The organism is Legionella bononiensis (assembly GCF_016786215.1).
In the GTDB taxonomy this organism is placed as follows: Bacteria; Pseudomonadota; Gammaproteobacteria; order Legionellales; family Legionellaceae; genus Legionella; species Legionella bononiensis.
In genome coordinates, this window is record NZ_JADOBG010000022.1 from 123,756 (window position 1) to 137,243 (window position 13,488).

The window sequence follows — 13,488 nt, forward strand, 5'->3', positions numbered from 1 at the left end:
GATCTCCTAAAATTAGTGCTGCATGCCATCTGGACCAAGGCGAATATATTTCACCATCAAATAAAGCTCTACAATGGCCAAAACAGTATAAAATAATACGAATCCAGCTATTGAGATCATGACCTGACCGGGAGTTAATGCTGAGGCGCCCATAAAAGTTGGCAATATTCCCTGAACGACCCAGGGTTGTCGACCGTATTCAGCAACCACCCAGCCTAATTCAGCAGCAACCCAGGGTAAAGGTAACGAATAAAATGCCATTCGATGATACCAACGGGTTTTTTCCAATCGATGTCGTACCGATAAATAGAAACCGATTGCAAAGAGCAGAATAAAGTAAATACCACAAGCAACCATTATTCTGAACGAAAAGAACATAGGAAGAACCTTGGGCTTCAAATCCTGAGCAGCCAGGTTGATTTGATCTTCAGTGGCATCCGTTACATTTTCAGTATATTTCTTAAGCAACAATGCATAGCCAAGGCTGTCGCTGTGCTCACTAAATACTTTTTTAGCCTCTTCATTATTGGGTTCTTTTTGCAATGTTTTCAAAGCATTATAAGCAATCATACCGTCTTTGATTTTTAACTTACCTTCATCAATCAACTCCATAATTCCCAATAATGGCGTATTTAATGAACGAGTGGCAATAATACCTAATGCAAAAGGAATATCGATGGAATACTTAGTACTCAGCGTTTTTTCATCGGGTATACCAAAAACAGTTAATGAGGCAGGAGCTTTCTCTGTATGCCACATGGCTTCCATAGCAGCCAGTTTCATCTTTTGGTTTGAGTTTGCTACGTACCCACTCTCATCTCCCAAAACCACTACAGATAAGGCTGAAGCCAGACCAAAGGACACTGCTACCGTCATGGAGCGTTTTGCAAAAGCCTTGTTACGATCACGTAACAGAAAATAAGCGCTTATGGATAAGACAAACATAGCGCCTGTAACATAACCCGCGCTGATGGTGTGAACAAACTTGGCCTGAGCAACTGGATTAAACAACATATCATAGAAACTGCTGACTTCCATTCGCATGGTTTGATAGTCAAAATAAGATCCAACGGGATTCTGCATCCAGCCATTAGCAATCAAAATCCATAATGCAGACAGGTTTGTCCCCAAGGCTAATAGCCAGGTACAAATCATGTGTTGAAATTTGGTCAGTCTATCCCATCCAAAAAAGAATAATCCGACAAAAGTAGCTTCAAGAAAGAATGCCATCATCCCTTCAATGGCCAATGGCGCACCAAACACATCACCCACATAATGAGAGTAATAGGCCCAGTTAGTTCCAAACTGAAACTCCATAGTTAGGCCGGTTGCGACCCCTAAAACGAAATTAATACCAAACAGAACTCCCCAGTACTTTACCATTTGTCGCCAGATTTCCCGTCCGGTCATGACATACACCGTTTCCATAATGGCCAGCATCACCGAAAAACCCAAGGTCAGCGGAACAAATAAAAAGTGGTACAGCGCGGTTAAAGCGAATTGTAACCGGGAAAGATCTACTACCTCACTAACAGGAATCATTAAATCACCTCTTATTAATTTGGGAATATTCTGGTTGTGCTGATTGACCTAACATCCATTCCTTGCCACTTGGCATTACAGGATGCATTCCTCTGACACAGACGTACCATAATAGAAAAAGCAATATCAATTTAACTGTAATCGTTAAAGTTATATCTCGCGTAAATGGTTTCATAGTAGTTATCCAGATTTGGAACACCAGTACTATATATTAAGTAAAAAAAATTTTCACTAAGTTCTTGACAATGCTAAAGATAATCATTATCATTAAATTTTGTTATAGCGTGTTAATACATTAATATGAAACTACATAATTATACTAAAAATTCTGCACTTCCTGAATTAATGCAAGCAATCAGTTTATTAAACGATAAAGAAGAAGCACTTCAATTTTTTACGGATTTATGTACTCCGGCTGAATTGGAATCGATGGCTGATCGTTGGCAAGTAGTTCCCCTGCTCCGTCAAGGTATGCCCTATCGCACTATTCATGATCAAACCGCTGTTAGCGTCACTACCATCACTCGTGTAGCCCGTTGTTTAAGTTTTGGAACGGGTGGTTATAAACTCATTGCAGATCGAATGGAGAATTTATGAAAAATCGTTTACGACTGGCCTTACAAAAAAAAGGACGATTATCTGATGAATCCATCAGTCTATTACAACGTTGTGGCTTAAAATTTCGTATAAAACCTAATGCGCTTCTCACTCATGTAGATAATTTTCCAATAGATTTGCTTTTTGTACGTGATGATGACATTCCCACTTTAGTATTTGATGGTTTATGCGACGGGGGAATTGTAGGTGAAAACGTTTTATTGGAAGCATCGCTGGCTAAACCCGGTAAACTATACAAACAATTGCTAGCTTTAGGCACCTGTACCTGTCGATTATCCATAGCTGTACCAGAATCCTTTGATTACCAGGGTCCCGGTAGTCTGGATGGTAAACGAATCGCAACCAGCTACCCTTATTTGCTCAATAAATATCTGGATGAACGTGCTATTTGCGCTGAAAGCCTTATCTTGTCAGGTTCCGTAGAAGTCGCTCCCCGTATGGGAATGGCTGATGCCATATGCGATCTGGTATCCAGCGGTCAGACTTTGGAAGATAACAAACTTTATGAGGTAGATACCGTACTTCAAAGCCAGGCAGTATTCATCCAGACTCAAAAACAATTTTCACCCGAAGCTCAAGAGCTATTTGACATGCTTGCTCGACGTATTCAGGCGGTTCAGCAAGCTCAGGAACGAAAATACATTGTTTTTCATGCCCCAAAATCTGCATTGGAGGGTATTTCCAAACAATTACCTGGCGCGGAAGCTCCAACCATTCTCCCCTTACCAGATAATCTGGATAAAGTTGCAGTGCATGTTGTTTCCAGTGAACGTGTATTCTGGAAGACACTGGAAACAATACAAGCGTTAGGAGCAAGTTCAATTTTAGTGTTACCCATTGAAAAAATGTTGGAGTAAGTACGATGTTAACCATTACAAACTGGCAATTGTTATCACCTTCTGAACGAGCACAGTGCTTATCCCGACCCTTAGAGGCTGATTCAGTCAAAAATAAAGTTCTGGAAATTATTCAACAGGTACAATCTACCGGGGATCAGGCATTATTTGAGTTAACGCAAAAACTGGATGGAGCCTGTTTGAAGCAACTGAAAGTGCCGCAACAAAAAATCCAGAACGCAACCATCAATCAGCACGTTTTTTCGGCCATGAATCAAGCGATACAGACAATAACCACCTATCACCAGTCTTTAGTACCTGAAGAGCAGAGCATCTGTACAGCTCAAGGGATTCATATTCGTACTACGTACAGACCCATTCAAAAAGTAGGTTTATACGTACCAGGGGGAAATAAGACCCCATTAATATCCTCTCTTTTAATGCAGGCGATACCCGCTCGGATCGCGGGATGTCCAATAAAAGTACTTTGTACTCCACCAGACGCAAACGGAGAAATCAATCCTCATTTATTGGTTGCTGCCCGATTATGCGGAATTGAAACCATCTATACTCTAGGTGGCGCCCAGGCAATTGCAGCCATGGCCTATGGCACAGAAAGCGTTACTAAAGTGGATAAACTATTTGGACCGGGGAATCGTTTCGTTACCGAAGCCAAAAGTCTGGTCTCCATCGATCCTTGTGGTGCAGCTGCAGATATGCCAGCAGGGCCATCTGAAGTCATGATCATCGCTGATAATCAAGCCAATCCTTCATTCGTAGCAGCAGATTTATTGGCTCAGGCAGAGCATGGTACCGACTCACAGGTTTTTTTAATCTGCGAGAATTCAGATTTTGCCAACGCGGTCAATCAAGAGATACAACTGCAGTCCGTCACATTATCGAGATCTTCAATTATTAATCAGTCACTGTCCAAAAGCAGAATCATTCTCTGCTCAGACAAAACGGAACAGCTGGCGATTATCAACAACTATGCACCAGAACACTTAATTATTAACCGGGACGACGCTGAGTCATGGGTCAGTCAGATTAATTCAGCAGGAACAATCTTTCTTGGTTCATGGGCTGCAGAAACCATGGGCGATTACGTCAGTGGCAGCAACCACGTACTGCCTACAAACGGCTATGCAAAAAATCATAATGGTTTAAGTACTCTTGATTTTTTAACTCGTTTTAATGTGCAATCAATTAACCAGGAGGGTATCAAAAACTTAGGTCCGGCGGCTGTTTCTCTGGCTCAAATCGAAGGTTTGGATGCTCATGCAAACGCAATACAAATCAGACTCAATGTCTTGGAGGTTTAAATGTCCATACTTAACTTAATACGACCCGAGTTGTTAAACAGCCAGAATTATGTACCTGGTGGAGAACAGTGCACATTCAGACTTCATGCCAATGAATTACCGTGGTGTCCTGTTAACTCAAACGGCACCATGTCTCTGAATTTTTATCCGGATACTCGTTTGCAAGCTCAATTACAGGCCAGGTTAGCTGAACGCTATCAGGTCGATAAAGATCAAATTGTACTGACCAGAGGCAGTGATGACGGTATAGATTTGGTAACGCGCCTATTTTTAATAGCAGGTCAAGATGCATTCATGCAATTTCCTCCGACTTTCCCTATGTATGCCTTTTATGTCCGTTTGCAACAAGCTGAGCTCATTAACTGTCCACTGAACCCTCTTGATGACTTTAGTCTTTCATTAGAACAGATTAAAAACAGGTGGCAATCCAATTGTAAAATCATCCTGTTTTGCAGTCCGAATAATCCAACAGCAAATTTAATCGACCTGGATCTGATTGCTGCTACTTGTGACTTTTATGCAAACCGTTCAGTCATCGTCGTTGACGAAGCGTACATCGAGTTTGCAAGAACAAAAAGCGCCGTATCCTTGCTTAATCGTTATGAAAATCTGGTTATATTAAGAACATTATCTAAAGCATGCGGCCTGGCAGGCCTTCGTCTTGGCAGCATCATCGCTCAGGGTCAGGTTATAGAAGCACTCAATAAAATTATTGCGCCCTATATCATTCCGAGCGCAAATATTGAATTAGCTGCTCAGGCATTAGATAACACGAACTGGTTTCCATCGGTTATCGAGCGCATCCGCAGTTCACGGCAAAAGCTCACTCAATTATTAAACAACAGTCCTGTGATTGAAAAAGTATATCCCTCTGAAACCAATTTCGTACTTGTTAAATCACAGTATGCTAAAGAATTAACTGCCTGGTTCGCGGAACACAACATCGCTGTAAGAGATTTCCCCCCTTCTTCCTTATTACACGATCATTTACGCATCACAGTGGGTGATCCAGAGCAAAATGAATTACTCATTGCCTCCCTATCCAATTTTATCAATAATGTTTCAGGATTAAATTATGCAAAAGATCTTATTTATTGACCGTGATGGTACCTTAATTGAAGAGCCCTTTGACAACCAGGTCGATTCATTGGAAAAGATTAAACTGACGCAGGGAGTAATCCCTGCTCTACTTCAGCTCAAAAAAGCGGGGTTCAAATTCATTATGGTTTCCAATCAAAATGGAATTGGCACCTCCAACTTTCCAGAAGAGGATTTTGCGATTTGTCATGAATTTACCCTCGATCTGTTTTCTTCCCAGGGCATATTATTTGATGAAATATATATATGTCCTCATATGCCCGAAGATAATTGCAATTGCCGAAAACCTAAAACTGGATTGCTGGATCAGTTTATGAGGGATATGCCTGTTGATAAATCCAGTTCCTGGGTTATTGGCGATAGAGATACCGATAGAGAATTAGCGGATAATTTAGGATTAAAATTTCTTCCCATATCTAAAGAACACTCATGGGATGATATTGCAGAATCCCTATTAAATATTCGTCGTAGCGCCAACATTACCCGAACAACAAATGAAACACAAATTCAACTGAAAATAACATTGGATAGTGATCAAACCAGTGCGATTAAAACCCCCATTCCATTTTTTAATCACATGCTCGAACAGGTCGCAAAACACGGTGGCTTCGATCTGAATCTCCAGGCTTCGGGCGATGTGGAAGTCGATGATCATCACCTGGTTGAGGACACTGCGATAGCTTTAGGTGAAGCAATTAAAGCAGCACTGGGTGACAAATGGGGAATCAATCGATACGGATTTACCTTGCCTATGGATGAAGCCCTTGCCTCTATAGCAATTGATATTAGTGGTAGAAGCTTTTGTCAATTCAATGGTCAATTCAGCCGCGAGTTTGTTGGTGGTATGGCTACGGAGATGATCCCGCATTTCTTTCACTCCTTATCCAGTGCTTTAGGTGCAACCATTCACCTGACTGTAACCGGTTCCAATCACCACCACATGATCGAAGCGTGCTTTAAATCATTGGGAAGAGCATTGAGACAGGCTTGCGCCAGAACCAGTGAAACACTCCCCTCAACCAAGGGGATGTTATGATTGCTGTAATCGATGTATGTGGCAATAACCTGACTTCACTGGTTAATGCTTTGAAACGTCTGGAAGTCAATTATCAGTTAACCCATGATAGCAAGGAAATACAGCAAGCATCTCATGTGATTTTACCCGGAGTGGGCACTGCAACTTATGGTATGAATGCTTTACGTGACCATAATCTGGTGGAGGTTATTACTCGCTTGAACCAACCCTTACTGGGTATCTGTCTGGGCATGCAATTGCTTTTAGACTTCAGTGAAGAAGGGATGATTGACTGTTTGGGATTAATTCCTGGTCGGGCTGAGTTATTAAGTAGAACACATGAATCTCCTGTTCCGCATATGGGATGGAATCAATTGCAATGGCGGACAGAATCTCCATTACAAGAGGGATTAAAACCGAGTGATTATGTCTACTTTGTCCATAGTTATGCGTTAAAAGCCAATGACCACGCTGTGGCTCGATGCGATTACAATGAGCAATTCACAGCAATTGTTAACAAAAATAACGTTTATGGAATGCAGTTCCACCCGGAAAAATCGGCCGGGATTGGACTTACTTTACTTAAAAATTTCTTATCTCTGGAGGCTGTATGTTAATTATTCCAGCAATTGATTTACAGGCAGGGACTTGCGTTCGTTTAAAACAGGGACAGTTTGATCAGGTAACTCAATTTAATATTCCGCCAGTTGAGCGTGCTTTGTATTTCAAAAAGTCAGGAGCACAACGTTTACATATAGTCGATTTGGATGGTGCTCGTATGGGTGCCATGCAGCAACTACCTTTAATTTGCGCCATGATGGGCAGTGGGATCTCCGTTCAGGCCGGAGGGGGAATTCGAACCATTGAGCAGGCAAAACGATGCATTGATTCCGGTATTTCCCATCTGGTGATTGGCAGCATCGCGATTTCAAATCCGGAACTTACCTCGCAGATTATTCAGGAAATTAATCCAGAACACATTATTCTGGCTCTTGATGTGCGTATTGATAACGACGTTCCGGTTCCAGCGATTAATGGATGGCAGGTCACTAGCCAAAGTAATCTCTGGGATGTAGTTGGTTATTATCATCAATTGGGTATAAATGACGTACTGTGTACAGACATCGCCTGTGATGGAATGATGTCTGGACCTAATTTTATCCTGTATCAACAAGCGGTAGAACGTTTCCCGAACATTTCCTGGCAAGCGTCAGGAGGGATTCGAAATAAAGAGGATATCACGACTCTTGATTCTTTAGGCGTCGCAGCCGCAATTCTGGGATTAACCTTGTATCAAGGTAATTTTGATTTGGCTGAATGTTTACACGAGTATGCATGATGAACGCTCTCAATCGGATCCGGGTTCACTTGAAGAGGTATTTTTTATGTTAACCAAACGCATCATACCTTGCCTTGATGTCCGTGATAACAAGGTGGTCAAAGGGGTCAAATTCCTCAATCACAGAATTATAGGTGATATTATTCCTTTGGCAGCACATTACTCGGATACAGGTGCTGACGAATTGGTATTTTATGACATTACTGCCAGCAGTGATCTGCGTTCAGTTTCACCCGACTGGGTCAATCAGGTTGCTGCAGCAATCAATATACCTTTTACTGTTGCCGGAGGAATTCGTACTGTACATCAAGCCAAATCATTGCTAAATGCTGGAGCAGACAAGATTTCTGTTAATAGTCCGGCATTGGAAAATCCATCATTGATTAACGAATTAAGCGCTCAGTTTGGTACTCAATGCGTCGTTATCGGGATTGATAGTCAATGGATTGTTGATGATTACTATGTGTATCAATACACTGGCAATGAAACGACGAGCATTAACTCCCGGCGAAAAACCAAAGAATGGATTAAGGAAGTCCAGGATAGAGGAGCAGGTGAAATTGTTCTTAATTGCATGCAATCTGATGGTGTACGTTCAGGTTATGACCTTATTCAGTTGCAGGAAATGCAGAATTTATGTCAGATACCCTTAATTGCTTCTGGAGGTGCTGGTTCAGTGGAAGATTTCATTGAATTATTTCGTCGAACAGCAATCAACGGTGCGTTAGCTGCCAGCATTTTTCATGACAACAAGGTATCGATAAACCAAGTGAAGCAAGGCCTACAGGCAAACAATATAGAGGTGCGGCTATGAATGAATTTGAACTTAACGCTCTGGATTGGCAGAAGATGAATGGTTTATTACCCGCCATCATTCAACATGCTGAAAATGGTACCGTATTAATGTTGGGTTATATGAATCAGGAATCTTTAAGCGCTACCCTGTCCAGCGGACAACTGACTTTATACAGCCGCAGCAAACAAAAGTTATGGCGCAAAGGCGAGACTTCTGGAAACAGTATGACCATACGCCACATCAGCACTGATTGTGATAAAGACAGCTTGTTAATCCATGTCATACCAAAGGGACCTGCATGTCATCTTGGCTATACCAGTTGCTTTCAACCTCCTTTAACCAGCACTCTGGGCTTTCTTGATGGTTTAATCGATTTAATAAATGATCGAGCAAGACAAAACAGCAGCCACAGTTATACAGCTCAGCTTCTAAATGAAGGACTGAATAAATGCGCACAAAAAGTAGGAGAAGAAGCAGTTGAAACCGTTATTGCGGCAGTAAATCGGAACAGAGAAGAATTGATTAATGAAACAGCAGATCTGATCTTTCATTTACTCGTATTATTAAAATCCTGTGAATTGAGTTTCTATGAAGTCCTGCAATGTTTACAGGATAGAGATAGATCAGTTCATACCTGATACTCAATATACATTTTAACTACAAAGGTGGTGTTACTCCTAAATTCATGGAGGCACTACCCTCATCCCCTTCTCATCCCATTCTCATCCCATTCTCATCCCATTCTCCGTCACCCTCCGCATCCCTGTCCCCGTCACCCTCTGCGAAGGCGGAGGGTCCATGAATGCTAAGTCCAATAGCGAAAACCCATATACAAATATTCATATCAGTACATTGGTACTAATAAACACTAGAACGTTATATTTAGGTATTACGTCAAATCTCATTAAAAGGGTTGGGGAACACAGGAATGGGGCACAAACCAAATGATAAAGAATGGACCCTCCGCCTTCGCGGAGGGTGACGAGCGACTGCCGAACTTGACGGGGAAACTTCGGAAGACTCCGGGCGACTGCAGAGGAATACGAGGAAACCGTAACCCACTCAACTTTACTCTACTCATCAGACTCCCCCAACACTCTACTCATCAGATTCCCCATCACTCTACTCATCAGATTCCCCATCACCCTACTCATCCGACTCCCCGTCACCCTACTCATCCCTGTCCCCGTCACCCTCTGCGAAGGCGGAGGGTCCATGAATGCTAAGTCCAATAGCGAAAACCCATATACAAATATTCATATCAGTACATTGGTACTAATAAACACTAGAACGTTATATTTAGGTATTACGTCAAATCTCATTAAAAGGGTTGGGGAACACAGGAATGGGGCACAAACAAAATGATAAAGAATGGACCCTCCGCCTTCGCGGAGGGTGACGAGCGACTGCCGAACTCGACGAGGAAACTTCGGAAGACTCCGGGCGACTGCAGAGGAATATGAGGAAACCGTAACCCACTCACCTTTACTCTACTCATCCGACTCCCCATCACTCTACTCATCCGACTCCCCATCACTCTACTCATCAGATTCCCCATCACTCTACTCATCCGACTCCCCATCACCCTACTCATCCGACTCCCCAGAACCCTACTCATCCGACTCCCCAGAACCCTACTCATCCGACTCCCCACAACCCTACTCATCCCCGTCTCCGTCACCCTCCGCGAAGGCGGAGGGTCCATGAATGCTAAGTCCAATAGCGAAAACCCATATACAAATATTCATATAAGTACATTGGTACTAATAACCACTAGAACGTTATATTCAGGTATTACATCAAATCTCATTAAAAGGGTTGGGGAACACAGGAATGGGGTGCAAACAAAATGGTAAAGAATGGACCCTCCGCCTTCGCGGAGGGTGACGAGCGACTGCCAATGACGACTAGGAAACTTCGGAAGACTCCGAGCGACTACACAGGATAACGGGGTATGGAATACGAAGAGTAACGGAGAATGGGATGCGGAGGACGACGAGGCTGTGGAGGACGACATACAGCAATTGAGGTTTATTCAGGTATAAGTCTCGTCAGATGGAGGTTATAGCGTAATCGTCAACGGGCCCTATTTACCCAGAGATTTTTTCATACGAACAATACGTTGATATGCCTCATTAATTCGCTGTTCCGAAATTTCACCTGAAAGAACTTTTTGCTCAATAATATCAATGATTTCTTCAGGATCCTGAAATTTTTGTACTAACTGATTTCCAAATATCACCATGTCTGCCCCGGCATTAATAGAAAGAGTCAGCGCTTTGGGCAAGCCATAGTAATTTGAAATTGCTTTCATCTGCAAATCATCAGTAATCACTACCCCATCAAATTTTAAATCATGGCGTAATAGACCAGTAATTATATCAAATGAAAGTGACGCAGGCAGACCTTTCGCATCCAGTTTTCTATTAACAATATGAGCAATCATCACCATCCCACAATGCCTGGGTTGTCTTAGCTGCTTTGCAAAAGGAATCAACTCTTGTGCCGTCCAGGTATCTGTGACATCGACAAAGCCCAAATGGGAGTCTCCCACAGAACTCCCATGTCCCGGAAAATGCTTGTAAGCACATTGAATGTGATTATTCAAAAATTGCTCAGTAACTACTGAAGCATATTGTGACACGACTTCAGGATCTGAAGAAAAACTGCGTTCCTTTTTACTGATTATGAGATTGTCGGGGTTAATATCAACATCCAGGTCTGGAAAAAAATCCAAATTAATTCCTGCCGTTTGCATGGTAACAGCCATAAGCTTTGCTATCGATTTAGCCTCAACCTTAGACAAGGTACCTACTGTTTTTGCAGAAGGAATTGCGGGAAAACCATATGCAGGACTCAATCGAATCACATTACCGCCTTCATAATCAATCGAAATGAATAATGGAAGATGTTCTCGATGATGTAATTTATTGGCTTTTTTAGTGATTTCTTGTAACTGCTGATCCAATTTTTTCAGTTGCTCAGGATTCTCTATGTTTTTATCAAATTTTTGCGACTGTTGATTAAAATCAAATAGAATGACTCCGCCAATATTATTCTGTACTATTGAAACAGCAATGGGAGAATGTTCATTAATTTCTTTTCCTTGAAAACCAAGGATCAGCATTTGCCCGATTTTATCGCGAAGCGTCGGTTCTGCAGCATAAAAATATGAAGAAAATACAGCTAATACTACTGTGAGAATGATTCGATAAATAATCAATTTATTTCTCTGTACTTAAGAAATAGTAATTAAAACAGAATTCCATAAATTGCACACCAATTAATTTTTTTCTCAATAAATAGTTTGCTCTAATCCTTGTAACTTCTCAATAAATCACCACTACAATTCCGATTGAGCAGAAATTGCTTGTTCACAAAGTGCCCGTAACCCAAGGCTCATTTGTTTCAATTCAGGTACTTGTTGCACATCCACATGATATTCTTTGGCGAGTTTGATCGGATCCGTAAAACTTAACCAGACCTGCCCTGAACCATCCTTGGTTGCCATAATACGTAATGGTAAATCAAGAGCAAGAGCAGCATTGGTCTGCATTAACACAGTACCTTTAGCTGGATTACCTAAAATGAGTACCTGTGTATCAGGAAGAGCCTGATTTGCGTTGTGCGCTTCAGATGCATGATCAATACGTGCAAATACAGTCCCTCCATTTTTTTTGATTAAGCTGGAAACGCGATCCAGTGTTTCTGATACTGAATAAGGACTTTGCACCGTTTCAGACCAGTCAGATCCAGTGGGTGTACCCAGCTTGATATCAAATGAAGCCGCTATTTTACGAGCTAAAATATCCAAATCAGGTAAATTACCTTTATTAGTCAATAATGTGACGCAGAGTAACTCGGAAGGATCAGTAAACCGACTTAAAAATGCCGAATAACCCGGAATAGATCCTTTGATTTCCATCAATCCTTTATGTCCGGGGAAAAACCATCCCACATTACCAGGAACAGAGTGATCATTAATTGTGGGAGCACTGTACAAGAAACTCCTGTCAGCGGCGTCTTTAACTAAAATATCTCCCGCAAGACCAATATCCCATAAACTGATATCCTCAGCAGAAGCGATAATACCACTTGCGGCAAAGGTAGCAGACCAGGTTGCAGGGGGAACAGCAACAACGCCCTGTTCCGATTGACTATATCCCATGGCTGTTTCAACCGGATCAATGAATACGGGATTGTGCAGAAAATTACTGTGTTTAAAAGGATGAGTCCCATTGCTTATTTCATTGGAAATGGATTGAACATCAGAGATAAAAAATGTATGTTTTAAACCCAAACGTTCGATTTGATTCTTCGTCACATAATTCTGATAACTCATCCCACTGACTTTTTCGATAATCAACCCCAATAAATAAGGATTGGATGCACTGTTGCGCATCTGGGTCCCTGGTTTAAATAACAGTTCTTTATCATTAATTAAAGCCAGAATATCCTGTGTTTGATAGTTTTTTGCATAATTGAATTCTGTACTCAACGTGTAATCAGGTAAACCGGAACTGTGGGTTAATAATTGTCTGATGGTTATTGATTGCCAGCGTTGTGGCAATTCAGGAAGAACCTTGGAAATAGACGCATCAAGCTGAATTTTACCTTCTTCCTTCAGTTGCATTATCGCTACTGCAGTGTAGGCATTGGTCAGCTGTCCAATATTAAAAACAGTCCGGGTAGCGGCCAGACGCTTGCTATCGATATCTGCAAGACCATAACCTACGATACGAGTAATATAAGGAGCTTGTACTATAGCTAAAGTCAATCCGGGAACCTTATTTTCATCCATATATTGTATGATTAAATCATCGACTGACTGCCCCTGGTACACAGTATGAACATCACCTCGACCATTTCCAGCATACGAAGTTACTGAATCCATAAGAACTCCTGTTAAAATGATCACTATT

At 41.7% G+C, this 13,488-nt stretch carries 13 protein-coding genes; 9 read left to right on the forward strand and 4 right to left on the reverse strand.

The window, feature by feature from the left end; all coding sequences use genetic code 11:
- Nucleotides 1-12 precede the first annotated feature (12 nt).
- Together IZU94_RS14330 and cydP are read right to left on the reverse strand one after the other, a co-directional pair.
- Nucleotides 13-1,542 carry a cytochrome ubiquinol oxidase subunit I gene (locus IZU94_RS14330; protein WP_203112020.1) on the reverse strand — a complete coding sequence of 510 codons (1,530 nt, stop codon included), beginning with the start codon at nt 1,540-1,542 and terminating at the stop codon, nt 13-15.
- 4 nt (nt 1,543-1,546) lie between these two features.
- Nucleotides 1,547-1,717 carry a cytochrome oxidase putative small subunit CydP gene (cydP, locus tag IZU94_RS14335; protein ID WP_203112023.1) on the reverse strand — a complete coding sequence of 57 codons (171 nt, stop codon included), beginning with the start codon at nt 1,715-1,717 and terminating at the stop codon, nt 1,547-1,549.
- Nucleotides 1,718-1,842: 125 nt separating this feature from the next.
- Between cydP and IZU94_RS14340 the strand changes: the two genes are divergently transcribed.
- From IZU94_RS14340 to hisIE, 9 genes are read left to right on the forward strand one after another with little or no spacing between them, the layout of a single operon-like run.
- Nucleotides 1,843-2,139: a YerC/YecD family TrpR-related protein gene (locus tag IZU94_RS14340; protein WP_203112026.1), complete on the forward strand. Its 297-nt coding sequence runs from the start codon at nt 1,843-1,845 to the stop codon at nt 2,137-2,139.
- Nucleotides 2,136-3,017 carry an ATP phosphoribosyltransferase gene (gene hisG, locus IZU94_RS14345; RefSeq protein WP_203112028.1) on the forward strand — a complete coding sequence of 294 codons (882 nt, stop codon included), beginning with the start codon at nt 2,136-2,138 and terminating at the stop codon, nt 3,015-3,017. The genes IZU94_RS14340 and hisG overlap by 4 nt, the downstream gene beginning before the upstream one ends.
- Before the next feature lie 5 nt (nt 3,018-3,022).
- Nucleotides 3,023-4,318: a histidinol dehydrogenase gene (gene hisD / locus IZU94_RS14350; protein WP_203112031.1), complete on the forward strand. Its 1,296-nt coding sequence runs from the start codon at nt 3,023-3,025 to the stop codon at nt 4,316-4,318.
- Complete coding sequence (gene hisC, locus IZU94_RS14355) at nt 4,319-5,416, forward strand: histidinol-phosphate transaminase (protein ID WP_203112033.1); 1,098 nt, start codon at nt 4,319-4,321, stop codon at nt 5,414-5,416.
- Nucleotides 5,394-6,452: a bifunctional histidinol-phosphatase/imidazoleglycerol-phosphate dehydratase HisB gene (hisB, locus tag IZU94_RS14360; protein WP_203112035.1), complete on the forward strand. Its 1,059-nt coding sequence runs from the start codon at nt 5,394-5,396 to the stop codon at nt 6,450-6,452. The genes hisC and hisB overlap by 23 nt, the downstream gene beginning before the upstream one ends.
- Complete coding sequence (gene hisH, locus IZU94_RS14365; RefSeq protein WP_203112038.1) at nt 6,449-7,048, forward strand: imidazole glycerol phosphate synthase subunit HisH; 600 nt, start codon at nt 6,449-6,451, stop codon at nt 7,046-7,048. Before hisB ends, hisH begins: the two co-directional genes overlap by 4 nt.
- Nucleotides 7,042-7,770 (forward strand): 1-(5-phosphoribosyl)-5-[(5-phosphoribosylamino)methylideneamino]imidazole-4-carboxamide isomerase, encoded by a 729-nt coding sequence (locus IZU94_RS14370; RefSeq protein WP_203112041.1) that lies wholly within the window; start codon nt 7,042-7,044, stop codon nt 7,768-7,770. The genes hisH and IZU94_RS14370 overlap by 7 nt, the downstream gene beginning before the upstream one ends.
- 46 nt (nt 7,771-7,816) lie before the next feature.
- Entirely contained in the window at nt 7,817-8,584 is a 768-nt protein-coding gene (gene hisF / locus IZU94_RS14375; protein ID WP_203113365.1) for an imidazole glycerol phosphate synthase subunit HisF, read from the forward strand.
- On the forward strand, nt 8,581-9,204 hold the full coding sequence (gene hisIE / locus IZU94_RS14380; protein ID WP_203112044.1) for a bifunctional phosphoribosyl-AMP cyclohydrolase/phosphoribosyl-ATP diphosphatase HisIE: 624 nt from the start codon (nt 8,581-8,583) through the stop codon (nt 9,202-9,204). Before hisF ends, hisIE begins: the two co-directional genes overlap by 4 nt.
- 1,448 nt (nt 9,205-10,652) lie before the next feature.
- On the opposite strand, the gene IZU94_RS14385 is transcribed toward hisIE, so the two are convergent.
- Nucleotides 10,653-11,789: a glycoside hydrolase family 3 protein gene (locus tag IZU94_RS14385; protein WP_203112047.1), complete on the reverse strand. Its 1,137-nt coding sequence runs from the start codon at nt 11,787-11,789 to the stop codon at nt 10,653-10,655.
- 120 nt (nt 11,790-11,909) lie between these two features.
- On the reverse strand, nt 11,910-13,460 hold the full coding sequence (locus tag IZU94_RS14390; RefSeq protein WP_203112050.1) for a serine hydrolase: 1,551 nt from the start codon (nt 13,458-13,460) through the stop codon (nt 11,910-11,912).
- Between the last annotated feature and the right edge of the window lie 28 nt (nt 13,461-13,488).

What these genes read in the sequence shown, in the direction of transcription:
- IZU94_RS14330 (WP_203112020.1), bottom strand. Translation starts at nt 1,542, where the DNA reads ATGATTCCTGTTAGTGAGGTAGTAGATCTTTCCCGGTTACAATTCGCT.
- cydP (WP_203112023.1), bottom strand. Translation starts at nt 1,717, where the DNA reads ATGAAACCATTTACGCGAGATATAACTTTAACGATTACAGTTAAATTG.
- IZU94_RS14340 (WP_203112026.1), top strand. Translation starts at nt 1,843, where the DNA reads ATGAAACTACATAATTATACTAAAAATTCTGCACTTCCTGAATTAATG.
- hisG (WP_203112028.1), top strand. Translation starts at nt 2,136, where the DNA reads ATGAAAAATCGTTTACGACTGGCCTTACAAAAAAAAGGACGATTATCT.
- hisD (WP_203112031.1), top strand. Translation starts at nt 3,023, where the DNA reads ATGTTAACCATTACAAACTGGCAATTGTTATCACCTTCTGAACGAGCA.
- hisC (WP_203112033.1), top strand. Translation starts at nt 4,319, where the DNA reads ATGTCCATACTTAACTTAATACGACCCGAGTTGTTAAACAGCCAGAAT.
- hisB (WP_203112035.1), top strand. Translation starts at nt 5,394, where the DNA reads ATGCAAAAGATCTTATTTATTGACCGTGATGGTACCTTAATTGAAGAG.
- hisH (WP_203112038.1), top strand. Translation starts at nt 6,449, where the DNA reads ATGATTGCTGTAATCGATGTATGTGGCAATAACCTGACTTCACTGGTT.
- IZU94_RS14370 (WP_203112041.1), top strand. Translation starts at nt 7,042, where the DNA reads ATGTTAATTATTCCAGCAATTGATTTACAGGCAGGGACTTGCGTTCGT.
- hisF (WP_203113365.1), top strand. Translation starts at nt 7,817, where the DNA reads ATGTTAACCAAACGCATCATACCTTGCCTTGATGTCCGTGATAACAAG.
- hisIE (WP_203112044.1), top strand. Translation starts at nt 8,581, where the DNA reads ATGAATGAATTTGAACTTAACGCTCTGGATTGGCAGAAGATGAATGGT.
- IZU94_RS14390 (WP_203112050.1), bottom strand. Translation starts at nt 13,460, where the DNA reads ATGGATTCAGTAACTTCGTATGCTGGAAATGGTCGAGGTGATGTTCAT.